This window comes from Anaerobium acetethylicum, assembly GCF_900096945.1.
GTDB lineage: Bacteria > Bacillota > Clostridia > Lachnospirales > Lachnospiraceae > Anaerobium > Anaerobium acetethylicum.
The window spans coordinates 223,021-236,052 of the sequence record NZ_FMKA01000001.1 but is presented as its reverse complement, the minus strand read 5'-3'; the positions used below and the strand labels follow the sequence as shown (position 1 = coordinate 236,052).

14 protein-coding genes are annotated in these 13,032 nt (G+C 45.5%); all 14 read right to left on the bottom strand.

Annotated features, from left to right (window positions below; translation table 11 throughout):
• Positions 1-7 precede the first annotated feature (7 nt).
• Positions 8-637: a nicotinate-nucleotide adenylyltransferase gene (gene nadD, locus BJR36_RS01055; protein WP_242875418.1), complete on the bottom strand. Its 630-nt coding sequence runs from the start codon at positions 635-637 to the stop codon at positions 8-10.
• A 10-nt stretch (positions 638-647) separates the two neighbouring features.
• Positions 648-935 (bottom strand): ribosome assembly RNA-binding protein YhbY, encoded by a 288-nt coding sequence (gene yhbY / locus BJR36_RS01050; protein WP_091228872.1) that lies wholly within the window; start codon positions 933-935, stop codon positions 648-650.
• A gap of 66 nt (positions 936-1,001) precedes the next feature.
• Positions 1,002-2,285 (bottom strand): GTPase ObgE, encoded by a 1,284-nt coding sequence (gene obgE / locus BJR36_RS01045; RefSeq protein WP_091228869.1) that lies wholly within the window; start codon positions 2,283-2,285, stop codon positions 1,002-1,004.
• 215 nt (positions 2,286-2,500) lie between these two features.
• Positions 2,501-2,791, bottom strand: a complete 291-nt coding sequence (gene rpmA / locus BJR36_RS01040; RefSeq protein ID WP_091228866.1) for a 50S ribosomal protein L27 — start codon at positions 2,789-2,791, stop codon at positions 2,501-2,503.
• Positions 2,792-2,794: 3 nt separating this feature from the next.
• The gene (locus BJR36_RS01035; RefSeq protein WP_091228863.1) at positions 2,795-3,118 is read right to left on the bottom strand and encodes a ribosomal-processing cysteine protease Prp; all 324 of its coding nucleotides are present in this window, start codon (positions 3,116-3,118) and stop codon (positions 2,795-2,797) included.
• Positions 3,119-3,139: 21 nt separating this feature from the next.
• On the bottom strand, positions 3,140-3,448 hold the full coding sequence (gene rplU / locus BJR36_RS01030; RefSeq protein ID WP_091228861.1) for a 50S ribosomal protein L21: 309 nt from the start codon (positions 3,446-3,448) through the stop codon (positions 3,140-3,142).
• A 274-nt stretch (positions 3,449-3,722) separates the two neighbouring features.
• On the bottom strand, positions 3,723-4,952 hold the full coding sequence (locus BJR36_RS01025; RefSeq protein WP_091229877.1) for an Rne/Rng family ribonuclease: 1,230 nt from the start codon (positions 4,950-4,952) through the stop codon (positions 3,723-3,725).
• A 19-nt stretch (positions 4,953-4,971) separates the two neighbouring features.
• The gene (locus BJR36_RS01020; protein WP_091228857.1) at positions 4,972-5,682 is read right to left on the bottom strand and encodes a TIGR03936 family radical SAM-associated protein; all 711 of its coding nucleotides are present in this window, start codon (positions 5,680-5,682) and stop codon (positions 4,972-4,974) included.
• Complete coding sequence (locus tag BJR36_RS01015; RefSeq protein ID WP_091228854.1) at positions 5,672-7,531, bottom strand: TIGR03960 family B12-binding radical SAM protein; 1,860 nt, start codon at positions 7,529-7,531, stop codon at positions 5,672-5,674. The genes BJR36_RS01020 and BJR36_RS01015 overlap by 11 nt, the downstream gene beginning before the upstream one ends.
• A 135-nt stretch (positions 7,532-7,666) precedes the next feature.
• Positions 7,667-8,953: a bifunctional phosphoribosyl-AMP cyclohydrolase/phosphoribosyl-ATP diphosphatase HisIE gene (gene hisIE, locus BJR36_RS01010; protein ID WP_091228851.1), complete on the bottom strand. Its 1,287-nt coding sequence runs from the start codon at positions 8,951-8,953 to the stop codon at positions 7,667-7,669.
• A gap of 48 nt (positions 8,954-9,001) precedes the next feature.
• Complete coding sequence (gene hisB, locus BJR36_RS01005) at positions 9,002-9,592, bottom strand: imidazoleglycerol-phosphate dehydratase HisB (RefSeq protein WP_091228847.1); 591 nt, start codon at positions 9,590-9,592, stop codon at positions 9,002-9,004.
• A 78-nt stretch (positions 9,593-9,670) separates the two neighbouring features.
• Entirely contained in the window at positions 9,671-10,963 is a 1,293-nt protein-coding gene (gene hisD / locus BJR36_RS01000; RefSeq protein ID WP_091228842.1) for a histidinol dehydrogenase, read from the bottom strand.
• A gap of 68 nt (positions 10,964-11,031) precedes the next feature.
• Positions 11,032-11,667: an ATP phosphoribosyltransferase gene (hisG, locus tag BJR36_RS00995; RefSeq protein ID WP_091228838.1), complete on the bottom strand. Its 636-nt coding sequence runs from the start codon at positions 11,665-11,667 to the stop codon at positions 11,032-11,034.
• A gap of 3 nt (positions 11,668-11,670) precedes the next feature.
• A complete protein-coding gene (gene hisZ / locus BJR36_RS00990; protein ID WP_091228836.1) occupies positions 11,671-12,936 on the bottom strand; it encodes an ATP phosphoribosyltransferase regulatory subunit in 1,266 nt (421 codons plus the stop codon).
• Positions 12,937-13,032: the final 96 nt, after the last annotated feature.

Sequence of the window (13,032 nt, the reverse complement as noted above, 5' to 3'; positions counted from 1 at the left end):
TATTCAATTAAACATTCTGGTATAATTTCCTGTTGTAAATATAACGCTCCACATCTTCAGGGACGTAATATTTGATTGTCTGCTTTTTGCTGACGCGTTTGCGAATGACGCTGGAAGATATGTCTATGTTTGGAGTATCAAGCTTGTAGATACGGCAGCCATATTTTTTTCGGATATATCCGATCTGCTCATCCAGGTCTGCCTGTGTGTAGACATCCCGGCATGCGACAACAAGGATTGTCTTATCGCATATTTTTGCAGGTTCCTTCCATTTTTCAAAATCAAAAAGCGAATCTTCTCCCATAATAAAATAATACTCAGTGTCGGGATTTTTTTCTTTTAATTTAGCTAATGTTTCATAGGTATACGTGTATCCGGAAGATTCCACCTCAATCAGAGAGAGCTCAAAGTGATTGTTGCTGCCAATAGCCAGTTCAGCCATCTTTACCCTGTGTTCTGTTGAGGCGGATTCCAGATTTTCCTTATGAGGCGGTTTACCCGAAGGCATAATCAGCACTCTGTCTAAATTGAATTGTTCATAAGCATTCTCAGCCAGAATCAGATGGCCTATATGGATCGGATTGAATGTTCCTCCCATAATGCCGATTCTGTCATTTCCATCCCTAAACATTTTCATTTTGTATCTCCTAAGGAAGTATGATCTTTTTCTTGTCTTTTGATTCTTTGTAGAGGATGATTTTCTTGCCGATTACCTGAACGACTTCCGAATGGGTTCTTTCGCCGACTATTGAAGCGATTTCCTTCGGGTCATCCATGCAGTTTTTAAGAACGTTTATTTTTATGAGTTCCCTTGCTTCAAGTGCTTCTGCGATTGCAGATGTAATTTCCGGCGTAAGGCTTGCTTTTCCTACCTGAAAAATCGGGTCCATTGTGCTTGCAAGGCCTTTTAAGTATGCTCTTTGTTTGCTTGTCATTTATTGTCACCTCCCTGGTGCAAGATATAAGGCAGCCCGGCTCTGCCGGGCTTTCCGCTTTGGAATTTATTTGTAATAGTCGAATTCCAGGCCATACATCTTTACGGTGTCGCCTTCCTGGATTCCTGCCTCTATAAGTTCATCAAGTATTCCGCTGTCCTTAAGGAATTTCTGGAAGAATGCAAAGCCCTTTTCGGAATCCAGATTCGTGTATCCGAGAAGCCTTTCAATACGAGGACCTTCCACAACATAGAAGCCATCCTCATTCACATGTATTGTATGAGGCAGTTTTGCATAGTCTATGGCTTCAGGGAAAAATTCCTGTTCGAATACGATCGGTTCCGGATTTACGGTCTGAAGAAGTTCATATACGTAGTAAAGCAGTTCTTTCAGGCCTTTTCCGGACACTGCGGAAATTGGGAATACTTTTATTCCCTGAGGCTCAAATTCATCACGGATCTTCTGGACCGGATCTTCATCATCTGCAAAAATGGCATCTGTCTTGTTGGCAGCAATTACCTGAGGCCTTTTCGCAAGGTCGGCATTATATGCAGCTAGTTCCCTGTTGATTGTATAAACGTCTTCAACAGGATCCCTGCCTTCAGTAGAGGCCGCATCTACTATATGTATCATTACCTTTGTTCTTTCGATATGCCTCAGGAATTCATGGCCTAAACCGACTCCTTCTGAAGCACCTTCGATAAGTCCGGGGATATCTGCAATTACGAAGCCTTTTCCGTTTTCAAGATCTACAACTCCCAGGTTAGGGGTTATCGTGGTGAAATGGTAGTTGGCAATCTTCGGCTTCGCATTTGAAACCCTGGAGAGCAGTGTGGATTTTCCTACATTAGGGAATCCAACAAGCCCAACATCGGCAATTACCTTAAGCTCGAGGGTGACTTGCAGTTCCTTGCTTGACTGTCCAGGCTGTGCAAATTTAGGCACCTGCATAGTAGAAGTTGCATAATGCTGGTTTCCCTGCCCGCCTCTTCCGCCTTTCAGGATTACCTTTTTTGAATCGGGTTCGGACATATCGGCAATTACCTTGTCGGATTCCGCTTCCTTGATGATTGTTCCCTGGGGAACTTTGATAATGATGTCCGCGCCGTCCTTACCATGGCATCTTTTCTTTCCGCCCGGTTCGCCGTCTTCGGCACAATATTTTCTCTTGTGTCTGAAATCACTCAGGGTATTGAGTCCTTCATCGACGACAAAAATAACGTCTCCGCCTCTGCCGCCGTCTCCGCCGTCAGGTCCGCCGTTCGGCACATAAATTTCCCTTCGGAAGCTTACATGTCCGTCTCCGCCCTTGCCTGATTTTATAAAAATTTTTGCTCTATCAGCAAACATAAATTCACCTTCTTTTCAATTCCGTTAAATTGTATCAAATCAGACAGTCTTCAGCAGGTTTGACTGAATATCTGCCAAATCAATTATATAATAAAAATGTATAAATACATACTATTATCTGCAAAAAAACAGCAAGTCCCTCTGTTAACATGAATTACAAGTCCGAAGCCCTTAACTCATGAAAACAGGAAGCCCTTGCCGCCTTTTATAGTTAATTATTCGTTGATTTCTACAGGAACGATAGAAACTTGTTTCTTGTCTCTGCCTTTTCTCTGAAATCTAACAACACCGTCTACTAAAGCGAATAAAGTATCATCTCCGCCACGTCCAACGTTAACACCTGGATGAATTTTAGTTCCGCGCTGTCTGTAAAGAATGTTTCCAGCTTTTACAAACTGTCCATCAGCTCTTTTCGCACCTAATCTCTTAGATTCGGAATCTCTACCATTCTTAGTAGAACCAACTCCTTTTTTATGAGCGAAAAATTGAAGGTTCATTTTTAACATAGTCTACACCTCCTTGAATATTATTTGAATATATTCATTCTTGTAATCGTTTTGGATTCCTTGCAAACCAAGGATCATTGAATCCATCAGCAGTTTTGATTCGGGTCCTGGTTCCTTTTGAAATCGAAATTTCAGAAGTCCGTCTCCGGTTTTGATTTTAAACCTGTCATTGGTAAATGCTTCAATGGAATTGACGAAATTGATCGTAATGGCAGAAACTGCCGCGCAGATAATATCTTTCCCATATTCAGCAAATTCAGCATGACCGCTAGTTTTAAATCCAACATTGCTGCCGTTTGAATTCTTATAAATTGTTATTCTGATCATAACAATACCTGTTACTTCAAATTAAGCATTGATCTTGTCAATTTTAACCTGAGTAAACGCCTGTCTATGACCGTTTTTCTTGTGATATCCAGATTTTCTCTTGTATTTGTAAACGATGACTTTTTTACCTTTGCCTTCGTTCATTACAGTTGCAGAAACAGTTGCATTAGCTACTGTAGGACTTCCTACTACTAATTCACCGTTGTTTACAACAAGAACCTGGTCAAATGTAACAGCCTGTCCAGCTTCAACTCCAAGTTTTTCTACTTTAATGATATCGCCTTCAGCTACTTTGTACTGTTTACCACCTGTTGCTATAATTGCGTACATATGGCACCTCCTATTATCATTACTCGCCAACTGCGGTGTCCGTAATCGGAACTTAAAACCTCATTGTGCGGCATACCTTATTATACTATCACAGTCTTCTGGGTACGTCAACACTTTTTATGCTAATAAGATCAGCATGTCAAAAGCCCCCTTGTACGTCTTCATCTAAGCGAGAGCGCGCTGCGAATCAACATGTTTTGTATCACGTCCTCATTCGAAAACCTGTGCAAATTGATGAATACCATTGTGTAAATGGGCTTTTGACACTCCACTCCTAATAAAGATATCCTCTTCCGCCGCATACAGGACATTGTACAACCATCTGCTCCTTAAGGGGCTTGCGCACCTTCTTCCTCGTTATCTCAACGAGGTTGAGCCTGCTCATTCCGACCAGGGTTGCCTTGACAGGATCTTTCTTCAGGCACTCATCCAGGCTTTCCATAAGGCTCTGCCTGTCTTCCTCCCTCTCCATGTCGATGAAATCGACTACTATGATTCCGGAAAGGTTCCTGAGGCGGAGTTGTTTCGCAATCTCTTTCGCAGCTTCCAGGTTGATTTTCAGGAAGGTGTCCTGAAGCTTCTTCTTCCCGGTGAATTTCCCGGTGTTGACATCAATTACCACAAAGGCTTCAGTAGGCTGGATGATCAGGTATGCGCCTGATTTCAGCCATACCTGTTCCCTCAGTGCTTCCTTCAGCCGGGTTTCCAGGCTGTACAGTTTCTGCAGGGGCAAGAGGCTGTCCTCGTAAAACATCAGTTTCCCGGCATCTTCTTTCTGCTCCAGTTCAAGATAGGCCTTCATAGCTCCGTACAGTTCCCCGTCGTCAGTTATGATGCTTTCCAGGTTCCTGGCATAAGTGTCCCTCAGATTCGTGAGATATGCCGGAGGCGCCTGGTAGATCAGACTGAAACAGGTCCTGTGCAATCCTGCTGACTTTACGTCATTATAGCGCCTGATCAGGGCTTCGATCTCTTTTTCAATCTGTTCCTTTTGAGCATCTTTGGCATTCGTCCGCACGATAAAGCCGTAATCCTCGCTTGCATATGGCTTTACCCAGCTTTTCAGGCGCTTTTTCTGCTCTTCCGGGATTTTGCCTGATATGCCGATACGGCAGTTTCCGGTGGTGAGTACCATATATTTCCCGGCAAAGCTCAGGTTCGATGTAACGACAGGAGCCTTTGTCTTGACATTCTCCTTGCTCACCTGCACCAGAAGCTCGTCTCCGATGGCCAGCTTCTGAGAATTCTTGTGGTTTACGAATATAGGCGATTTGTTGTCTTCAAACGAATAGTAGCACATCAGGCCGTCTGCAATCTCGATAAATGCAGCCTGTATGTTGGATACGATATTTTTTACCTTGCCGATATAGATGTTGTTCAGTATCCTGTCGGATTCGGCTTTTTCACAGTTGAGTTCAACAAGATCTCCGTCCTCGTAAAGCGCTGTTATGATATTGTCCGGATTCTTCTCTTCCTGGCTGTCAGAGGCATATTTATCGGACATCCTGGTAATGACAAGTTTACTATGCAATATCTTCACCCAAATCTCCAAGGGAAACAAGCTCCCGGTTATTTTCATCTCCTAAATCGGCATATACATCCACTCTGTGCACCATAATGGCAAATTCACCGAGTTCTTTTCCAAGGTATGCTGCAAAGGCCTCCATTAAGAGCTCTGGTTTGAGGTTGTTTACGCTGCCTGTCGCAAGCTGCATGGAAATCACTCCGTCTTTCGCAGACAGGGAGTATACCATCGGCTTGATATCTACTTCCTTTTCGCTCTTCTTAGTCTTTTTGAGTATCACGATCTCATTGCGGTTATAGAATTCGGCAAGCTTCGCTTCGAGTTCCACGTCAGGAATCAGGCTGCTGCCCTCCCTGAACATAACCCTGTAATCGGCAGCCGCCACTATTGACATGGCATTTCCACTGTCGTCAGGAAGCTTCTTGAAAGTAAGGACTTTCATGCCGTCAACCATTACCGCATTGAGCCTGTTGATGGCATCGGCAGATGACAGGCACATACCCACCTCTATGTCCAGGTATTCGCCTTCGCTGGTAAGGCCGACGCCAAGAGGCGCGGCAAAGGACATGACCTGGTGGGGGCTGAAGCCTTCTGAATAGGCGATGTCGATTTCAGCCCTTCTCATGGCCTTCTGGAAGTATCTCATGATATCTAAATGCCCGATGAATTTCATTACGCCTGTTTTTTCGAATTTTATCCTAATTTTCAAAGCAGACACCTCCTCCAAATATTGCGGCTCCGCAGCCTGAGCAGGACATCCTGCAGTTAGGAGTCACGCTTTCACCGACAGCCTTCTGCCATTCCTGTTTCAGGAATTCTTTTGTTACGCCTGTGTCGATGAAGTCCCATGGCAGGATTTCGTCAAGGCTTCGCTCCCTTGTATTATAGAAATCAATGCTGACTCCCGTTGCTTCAAAAGCCGCCATCCATTTCCTGTTGTCAAAGAATTCGCTCCATGAATCGTACAGCGAACCCCGTCTGTAGGCATCATAGATGACCGCTCCGACCCGTCTGTCGCCCCTTGCAAGGACGCCTTCAAGGACCGTGAGGTCTGCTTCATGCCAGTTGTACTTGAGGCTCTTCCTGTTGAGCTGCTCCTTCATAGCAGCATTTACAATCCTGGCTTTTCCAAGGAATTCTTCCCTGGTGTTCATCCTCGACCACTGGAACGGGGTAAATGGCTTCGGGACAAAGAATGAGGTGCTGGCAGTGATCTGCACCTTTCCGTTTCGTTGTTCTTTTGGGATTTCGTAGTATCTCCGTGCGATCTTGTCGGATAAGACAGCGATGCCTTCCATATCCTCCTGGGTCTCCGTAGGAAGGCCTAGCATGAAATAGAGCTTCACCCTGTTCCAGCCGCCTTCGAATGCCTGGCCTGCGCCTTCGAGTATGTTTTCTTCCGTGAGGCCTTTGTTGATGACGTCTCTGAGCCTCTGTGAACCCGCTTCAGGAGCAAAGGTAAGGCTGCTCCTTTTCACATCCTGGACCTTGCTCATGACGTCAAGAGAAAAGGCATCGATCCTCAGGGAAGGCAGGGAGATGTTGACACCCTTTGACCTGAATTCATCGATGAGGAAGCTCACAAGTTTTTCCAGCTGGGAATAATCGCTGGAGCTTAAGGAGCTCAGGGAGATTTCCTCATGCCCTGTATTTTTCAGCATATCGTATGCATATTCCTTGAGCATCTCAAGGTTCCGTTCCCTGGTAGGACGGTATACCATGCCGGCCTGGCAAAAACGGCATCCGCGGATGCATCCGCGCTGTATTTCCAGCACAACCCTGTCCTGAGTCGCCTTAATGAAAGGAACTACCGGTTTCTTCGGGTAATAGGTGTCCGTGATATCCATCACGATTTCCTTTTTGATCTTCTCCGGTGCGTTTGCATTGTTCGGTGCAAACTTCACAATCATGCCATCCGCATCATACTCCACGTCGTAGAAGGAAGGCACGTAGATTCCAGGTATGTGTGCCGCCTTTTCAAGGAAATCACGCCTGCTGCCGCCGTTCTTTTTATTTTCCTTGTAAGCATCTAAAAGTTCAAAGTAAACGGTTTCGCCTTCTCCTATGTAAAAGAGGTCGAAGAACTCCGCCAGGGGCTCCGGATTGTACGTACATGGACCGCCTCCTATTACGATGGGGTCAGACTCGCTTCTGTCTTTTGCAAAAATCGGAACCTGGCTCAGTTCGAGAATCTGCAGGATGTTCGTGTAGCACATTTCGTACTGGATCGTAATGCCAAGAAAATCGAACTCTTTAATTGGGTCCTGGGACTCCAGGGCAAAAAGCGGGATATTCCGCTCTCTCATAATCCGGTCAAGATCTACCCAGGGTGAATACACCCTTTCGCACCATACGTCTTCACGCCTGTTGAACATGTCGTAAAGGATCTGGATTCCCAGATGGGACATGCCTATTTCATAAACATCCGGAAAGCACATGGCAAAACGTACATCTATTTCCGACAGGTCTTTTCTGACGCTGTTGACCTCATTGCCGATATAGCGCGCCGGCTTTTCAATGCTTAATAATATTTCATCTGATAACGCTAATTTATTCATAATCAACCTCCGTGACTTAATGTTCTCAAAAAGTCATATAGAAAATATAATAACATACGGAAATCATATTTACAACATGGTAAAAGACATGCCGTCGAATTCACGACGGCATGTCTTTTATCTTCTGAACAAATGCTATCTCTGCGCAAGTTCCTTTGTAATATCTTCCCAGGTAACACCTTTTTCAACCATAAGCACCATGGCGTGGTATAAAAAGTCTGAAATTTCATATTTGATTTCTTCTGAATCAGGGTTCTTTGCAGCAATTACGATCTCTGTGGCTTCCTCGCCGACCTTCTTCAAAATCTTATCAATCCCCTTGTCGAACAGATAATTCGTATAGGAACCTTCCTTCGGATTGGCCTTGCGGTCCGCGATCACGTCATATACATTTTCAAATACTTTCAGCGGATTGGTGCTCTGATATTCCTTCATGACCAGCGTCTGGAAGAAGCATGAATGGCGGCCGGTATGGCAGGCAACACCTACCTGGGCTACCTTCGCCAGGATTGTGTCGTTATCGCAGTCAAGCATGAGCGTTTTCACATATTGGAAATGTCCGGATGTTTCCCCTTTCAGCCAGAGTTCCTTGCGGCTTCGGCTATAATAGGTCATCTTTCCTGTCTTTATTGTATGATCAAAGGCCTCCTCATTCATATAGGCAAGCATGAGCACTTCGTCGGTCTTATAATCCTGTACGATTACAGGAATCAGCCCGTCGTTGTTAAGCTTGAACTTATGGAATGCAAGGGCGCTTTTGAATGTGTTCATCGGGATATCTTCCTGTGAACATAGATATTTCAGCTTCATGATATCCGTATCCATATTGCTGATCAGCTTTCCTGCAACGCCTGCTACAGACGGCTTCTTCAGATGTCTGACGACCGTATTTTCTGTCCTCGCATCTGAAACCACTATGATCGGATTATCACAGAGTTCAGAAACTTCATCGACTAGATCTTCTTCCATAAGGACGATCGTACCGGTCATTTCTTTGATGAGTTCGCGGTTGGATTCCACGGATTCAGCCGAATTGACGCATGCTGCAATCTTATCCCTTCCGAAACGTTTTGAAACTTCTTCTGTCAGGTCTATGTTCTCCTGCTTGGAGTAGTTGAGCATTACCTTCCCGGCGCCTGCATAGAGCAGTTTCTTAATGTCCTCAAGGCGTTTGACGTTGCCGCCGACGATCATTGGCATGTCGATTACTCTTGAAATTTCCTTTATGATGCCGATTGACTGTTCGTGTTCCTCGTCTCCGTCAGAGAAATCGAAGATCAGGAGCTCATCAGCCCCGCCGTCGCTATAGGTCTTGGCAAGCATCAGGATATCATCGTTCTCGAGAGCGCCTGTTTTCCCAAACCCCTTTACAGCCTTTCCTTTTGAAATATAGATGCATGGTATAAGCTTTTTATTTTCCATATAAATTACGTCCTTTCCTGCCTTCAGACTGTCAGGATGCCCTGCATCCTAAAGAGTCCCTTTTGTCGATAACACGTCTGTAATACGCGGGTCGTACTGTACAGCCTCGTCAAGCGCTTTTGCAAATGCCTTGAAGACGGCTTCGATAATGTGATGGTTGTTGGCGCCAGCCAGGAGCTTGATATGAAGATTCATTCCTGCTGCATAGGATACTGCATAAAAAAATTCCTTCACCATCTCCGAATCCATGTCTCCTGATTTCTCTGCCGTGAAATCGACATCAAAAACAAGGTATGGTCTTCCGGAAAGGTCAATTGCGCAGAGAACGAGCGCCTCGTCCATAGGAAGTATGGAGCTGCCGTATCTCCTGATCCCCTTTTTGTCTCCCAGTGCTTCTTTGACTGCCTGCCCAAGGACGATTCCTGTATCTTCGATCGTATGATGGCAGTCGACAAAAAGATCGCCGATTGCCTCAAGCTCCATATCGAAGAGGCCATGCCTTGTGAAGCCGTTGAGCATATGATCGAAAAAACCGATGCCGGTATCAATTTTTGCCGTGCCTCTTCCGTCTAAATCAAGTTTGAGTCTGATGTCCGTTTCGCTAGTCTTGCGTTGTACTTCCGCTTTTCTTTCTGTCATATTCCTACCTGCCTTTCTGCATAAATGGTTACGGTCTGTAATGTCCGGCTGACTGACTACAGGTTTCAATGGAACCGGCTAGTCTTCGAATCGTACCTTGATTGAATTTGCATGGGCTGTAAGTCTTTCGGCTTCAGCGAATTTAATGATGTCCTTGTGGATCGGCTCAAGGGCTTCCCTTGAATATGCGATAATGCTTGATTTCTTGATGAAATCGTCAACGCTTAAAGGAGAGAAGAATTTTGCCGTACCGTTAGTCGGAAGCACATGGTTCGGTCCTGCAAAATAATCGCCGAGAGGTTCCGAACTGTATTCCCCGATAAAGATGGCACCTGCATTCCTGATTTTTGTCATAACCATAAATGGATCTCTGGTCACGATCTCAAGATGCTCGGAAGCAATGTCGTTGGCAGTTTCAATAGCTTCCTTCATGCTGTCCGCTATCAGGATATATCCGTAGTTATCCAGCGATTTCTGCATGATTTCACTTCTTGAAAGTTCCGCCACGAATTTGTCCACTTCTACAGATACTTTTGCTGCAAGCTCTTCAGAAGTAGTCACAAGGATTGCGGATGCGAGCTCATCATGTTCTGCCTGTGAAAGCAGGTCGGCTGCAACGAATCTTGGATTTGCCGTTTCATCTGCAAGCACAAGGATTTCGCTTGGTCCTGCAATGGAGTCGATGCTGACGTGGCCGTAAACGGCTTTTTTCGCAAGGGCTACGTAGATGTTTCCAGGTCCTACGATTTTATCCACCTTCGGTATGCTTTCAGTTCCGTAGGCGAGTGCAGCGATTGCCTGTGCTCCGCCCACCTTATAGATTTCGTCGGCTCCGGCCTCGTTGGCTGCTACCAGGGTTCCGGGATTGACCTTTCCGTCTTTTCCAGGAGGCGTGACCATTACGATCTTGCCGACGCCTGCAACCTTGGCAGGCATGATGTTCATCAGCACTGATGAAGGATAAGCAGCCTTTCCGCCCGGAACATATACGCCCACACAGGACATAGGAGTTACTTTCTGTCCGAGGATGGTGCCATCCTCCGTGCTGTCAAACCAGCTGTACTGTTTCTGCTTGCTGTGGTAGTTTTCGATGTTCACAAGGGCTTTCCTGATGATGTCAATGAGTGCTGGTGCCACCAGAGAATATGCCTCCTTGATTTCTTCCTTTGTTACCCTGATATTGTCTGCAGATATATCAGCGCCGTCAAACTTCTTCGTGAAATCAAATAGGGCTTTGTCACCGTCTTTCCTTACAGCAGTTATGATGCCGTTTACACGGTCGGTGTATTCATCGTAGTTGTTCGGGCTTCTTTTAAGCAGATCCTCAAGAAGGTTTTTCTTTGTATTTTCATCTAATCTGATTGTCTTCATATGCTCTCCTGTCTGTGCCTCATGCACGCTTATATGTCATACGGTCATTTCCTGCTCAGCAGACCTGATTACAGAACTGATTTCAGGTCGTTGATCAGCTTCGTGATCCTCTCATTTTCCATTTTCATACTCACCTGGTTTACAACCATCCTTGCTGATAACGGGCAGATTTCTTCCAGCACGTCGAGGCCGTTCTCCCTTAATGTTGCTCCCGTTTCGACGATATCCACGATGACTTCCGCAAGGCCGACTATAGGCGCAAGTTCAACGGATCCGTTCAGCTTGATGATCTCAACAGTCTGGTGCTTCTTGTTGTAGAAATAGTCTTTTGCGATATTCGGGTATTTTGATGCCACCCTGATCTGTTCATGGTGCTGAAGGAGTTCCCTTGCTGATTCCGGTCCGGCTACGCACATCCTGCATTTGCCGATTCCAAGGTCGACCACCTCGTACATCTTCCTGCCTTCTTCCAGGATGGTGTCCTTTCCTACGATTCCGATGTCGGCTGCCCCGTATTCGACGTAGGTAGGCACATCGGTAGCTTTTGAAAGGAAGAACTTGAGTTTCAGCTCTTCATTTACGAAAATCAGTTTTCGGGAGGTCGGATCCTTGATCTCTTCACATGTGATTCCGATTTTTTCAAATATCTCCAGCGTCTTCTTTGCAAGACGTCCTTTTGCAAGTGCGAATGTTAAATATCTCATGGCTTATATCCCCTCCACATAATCTGATAATGATGCTGTCTGTACGCTGTCTGTTTCCAGACTGATGACCTGGATCCGTTCCTCATCTTCGAAGGAAAGAATCTCAGACAGGTCGTTTCTTCCGGCAAAATCCTTATAGTCGTCGAGTGTCCTGTTTTCGTCGATCTTCATCAGCTCAACATTGGTTCCCTTTGAACGGAGATGGTTCGTAAGTTCGATTGCCTGCTTCTGTTCAGGCTTTCTGTATAAAACGAGAGTTTTGCTGCATGCAACCGGGATTGCAATCTTCTGTCCTGAAAGGGCAAGCATCAGCTGGTCGATTACGACAGCAAAACCGATGGAAGCCGCCTTTTTACCGAACTGCTTCAGCAGGTTGTCATACCTTCCGCCTGTAACCAGGGCTTCTCCCGTTCCGTAGGTATATGCTTTCAGGATTATGCCTGTGTAGTATTTGTATTTGCTGAGCATTCCGAGATCAAAGGAGATGTATTTTTCCATTCCGTAATCCTTCAGGACCCCATAGAGTTCTTCAAGCCTGTCTATTGCCCGGAGGGCTCTTTCGTTTGTTGTAAGGGTCTTTGCCTCGGCAAGCTTTTCCAGGGATCCGAAAAGCTCAGGCAGCTTCAGGAATGTCTTCTTCAGCTGGTCGCTCATGTCCTGCTCTGAAACCAGCTCCTCTACGCCGAAGAAGTTCTTGTTTGAAATAAGCTCTCTGAGGGTCTCTTCCGTGTCCTCGTCAATCCCTGCCTCTTCAAGAAGGCCTTTGAAGAAATCAACCTGGCCTATTTCAACCTGGAACTCGGTGAGTCCTGATTTTTTCAGGATATCGACCACAAGCGCGATCATCTCAGCATCTGCTTCCACTGTGTCGTCGCCGATGAGTTCTGCGCCGAGCTGGGTGGTTTCCTTCAGCCTTCCCTGGTAGCTTGAATTATTGATGAAGGTATTGCCCATGTAGCAGAGGCGGATCGGCATGTCGTCCTCCATATAGTATTTTGCTGCCGAGCGCGCTATGGAAGGCGTGAAGTCAGGCCTGAGGACGAGGGTGTTTCCTTCCGTGTCAAAGAATTTATACATATCCTTCGACGGGATGGTGCCTCTCTCGCTGCTGAATATGTCAAAAAATTCAAAAGTAGGCGTCTGGATGTTCCTGTATCCGTACAGTTTGAGGACATCCTGCAGCTTTTCCTGCAGAACAATCTTTTTTTGGCATTCTCCGTTATAAATATCTCTAACACCGTCAGGGGTATGAAGCAGTCTGTTTTTCATATAATTAACTCCTTTACTTTATCATGGTAAATTGGTAGTGTGATAATTGGTTAGCAAGGTAAATCAAGTAAAATTATATTGTACAGTTATAAAATT

Excerpts from the sequence above, each read along its gene's own strand:
- nadD (WP_242875418.1), bottom strand. The coding sequence starts at position 637 with ATGAAAATGTTTAGGGATGGAAATGACAGAATCGGCATTATGGGAGGA.
- yhbY (WP_091228872.1), bottom strand. The coding sequence starts at position 935 with ATGACAAGCAAACAAAGAGCATACTTAAAAGGCCTTGCAAGCACAATG.
- obgE (WP_091228869.1), bottom strand. The coding sequence starts at position 2,285 with ATGTTTGCTGATAGAGCAAAAATTTTTATAAAATCAGGCAAGGGCGGA.
- rpmA (WP_091228866.1), bottom strand. The coding sequence starts at position 2,791 with ATGTTAAAAATGAACCTTCAATTTTTCGCTCATAAAAAAGGAGTTGGT.
- BJR36_RS01035 (WP_091228863.1), bottom strand. The coding sequence starts at position 3,118 with ATGATCAGAATAACAATTTATAAGAATTCAAACGGCAGCAATGTTGGA.
- rplU (WP_091228861.1), bottom strand. The coding sequence starts at position 3,448 with ATGTACGCAATTATAGCAACAGGTGGTAAACAGTACAAAGTAGCTGAA.
- BJR36_RS01025 (WP_091229877.1), bottom strand. The coding sequence starts at position 4,952 with ATGTCCGATAAATATGCCTCTGACAGCCAGGAAGAGAAGAATCCGGAC.
- BJR36_RS01015 (WP_091228854.1), bottom strand. The coding sequence starts at position 7,531 with ATGAATAAATTAGCGTTATCAGATGAAATATTATTAAGCATTGAAAAG.
- hisIE (WP_091228851.1), bottom strand. The coding sequence starts at position 8,953 with ATGGAAAATAAAAAGCTTATACCATGCATCTATATTTCAAAAGGAAAG.
- hisB (WP_091228847.1), bottom strand. The coding sequence starts at position 9,592 with ATGACAGAAAGAAAAGCGGAAGTACAACGCAAGACTAGCGAAACGGAC.
- hisD (WP_091228842.1), bottom strand. The coding sequence starts at position 10,963 with ATGAAGACAATCAGATTAGATGAAAATACAAAGAAAAACCTTCTTGAG.
- hisG (WP_091228838.1), bottom strand. The coding sequence starts at position 11,667 with ATGAGATATTTAACATTCGCACTTGCAAAAGGACGTCTTGCAAAGAAG.
- hisZ (WP_091228836.1), bottom strand. The coding sequence starts at position 12,936 with ATGAAAAACAGACTGCTTCATACCCCTGACGGTGTTAGAGATATTTAT.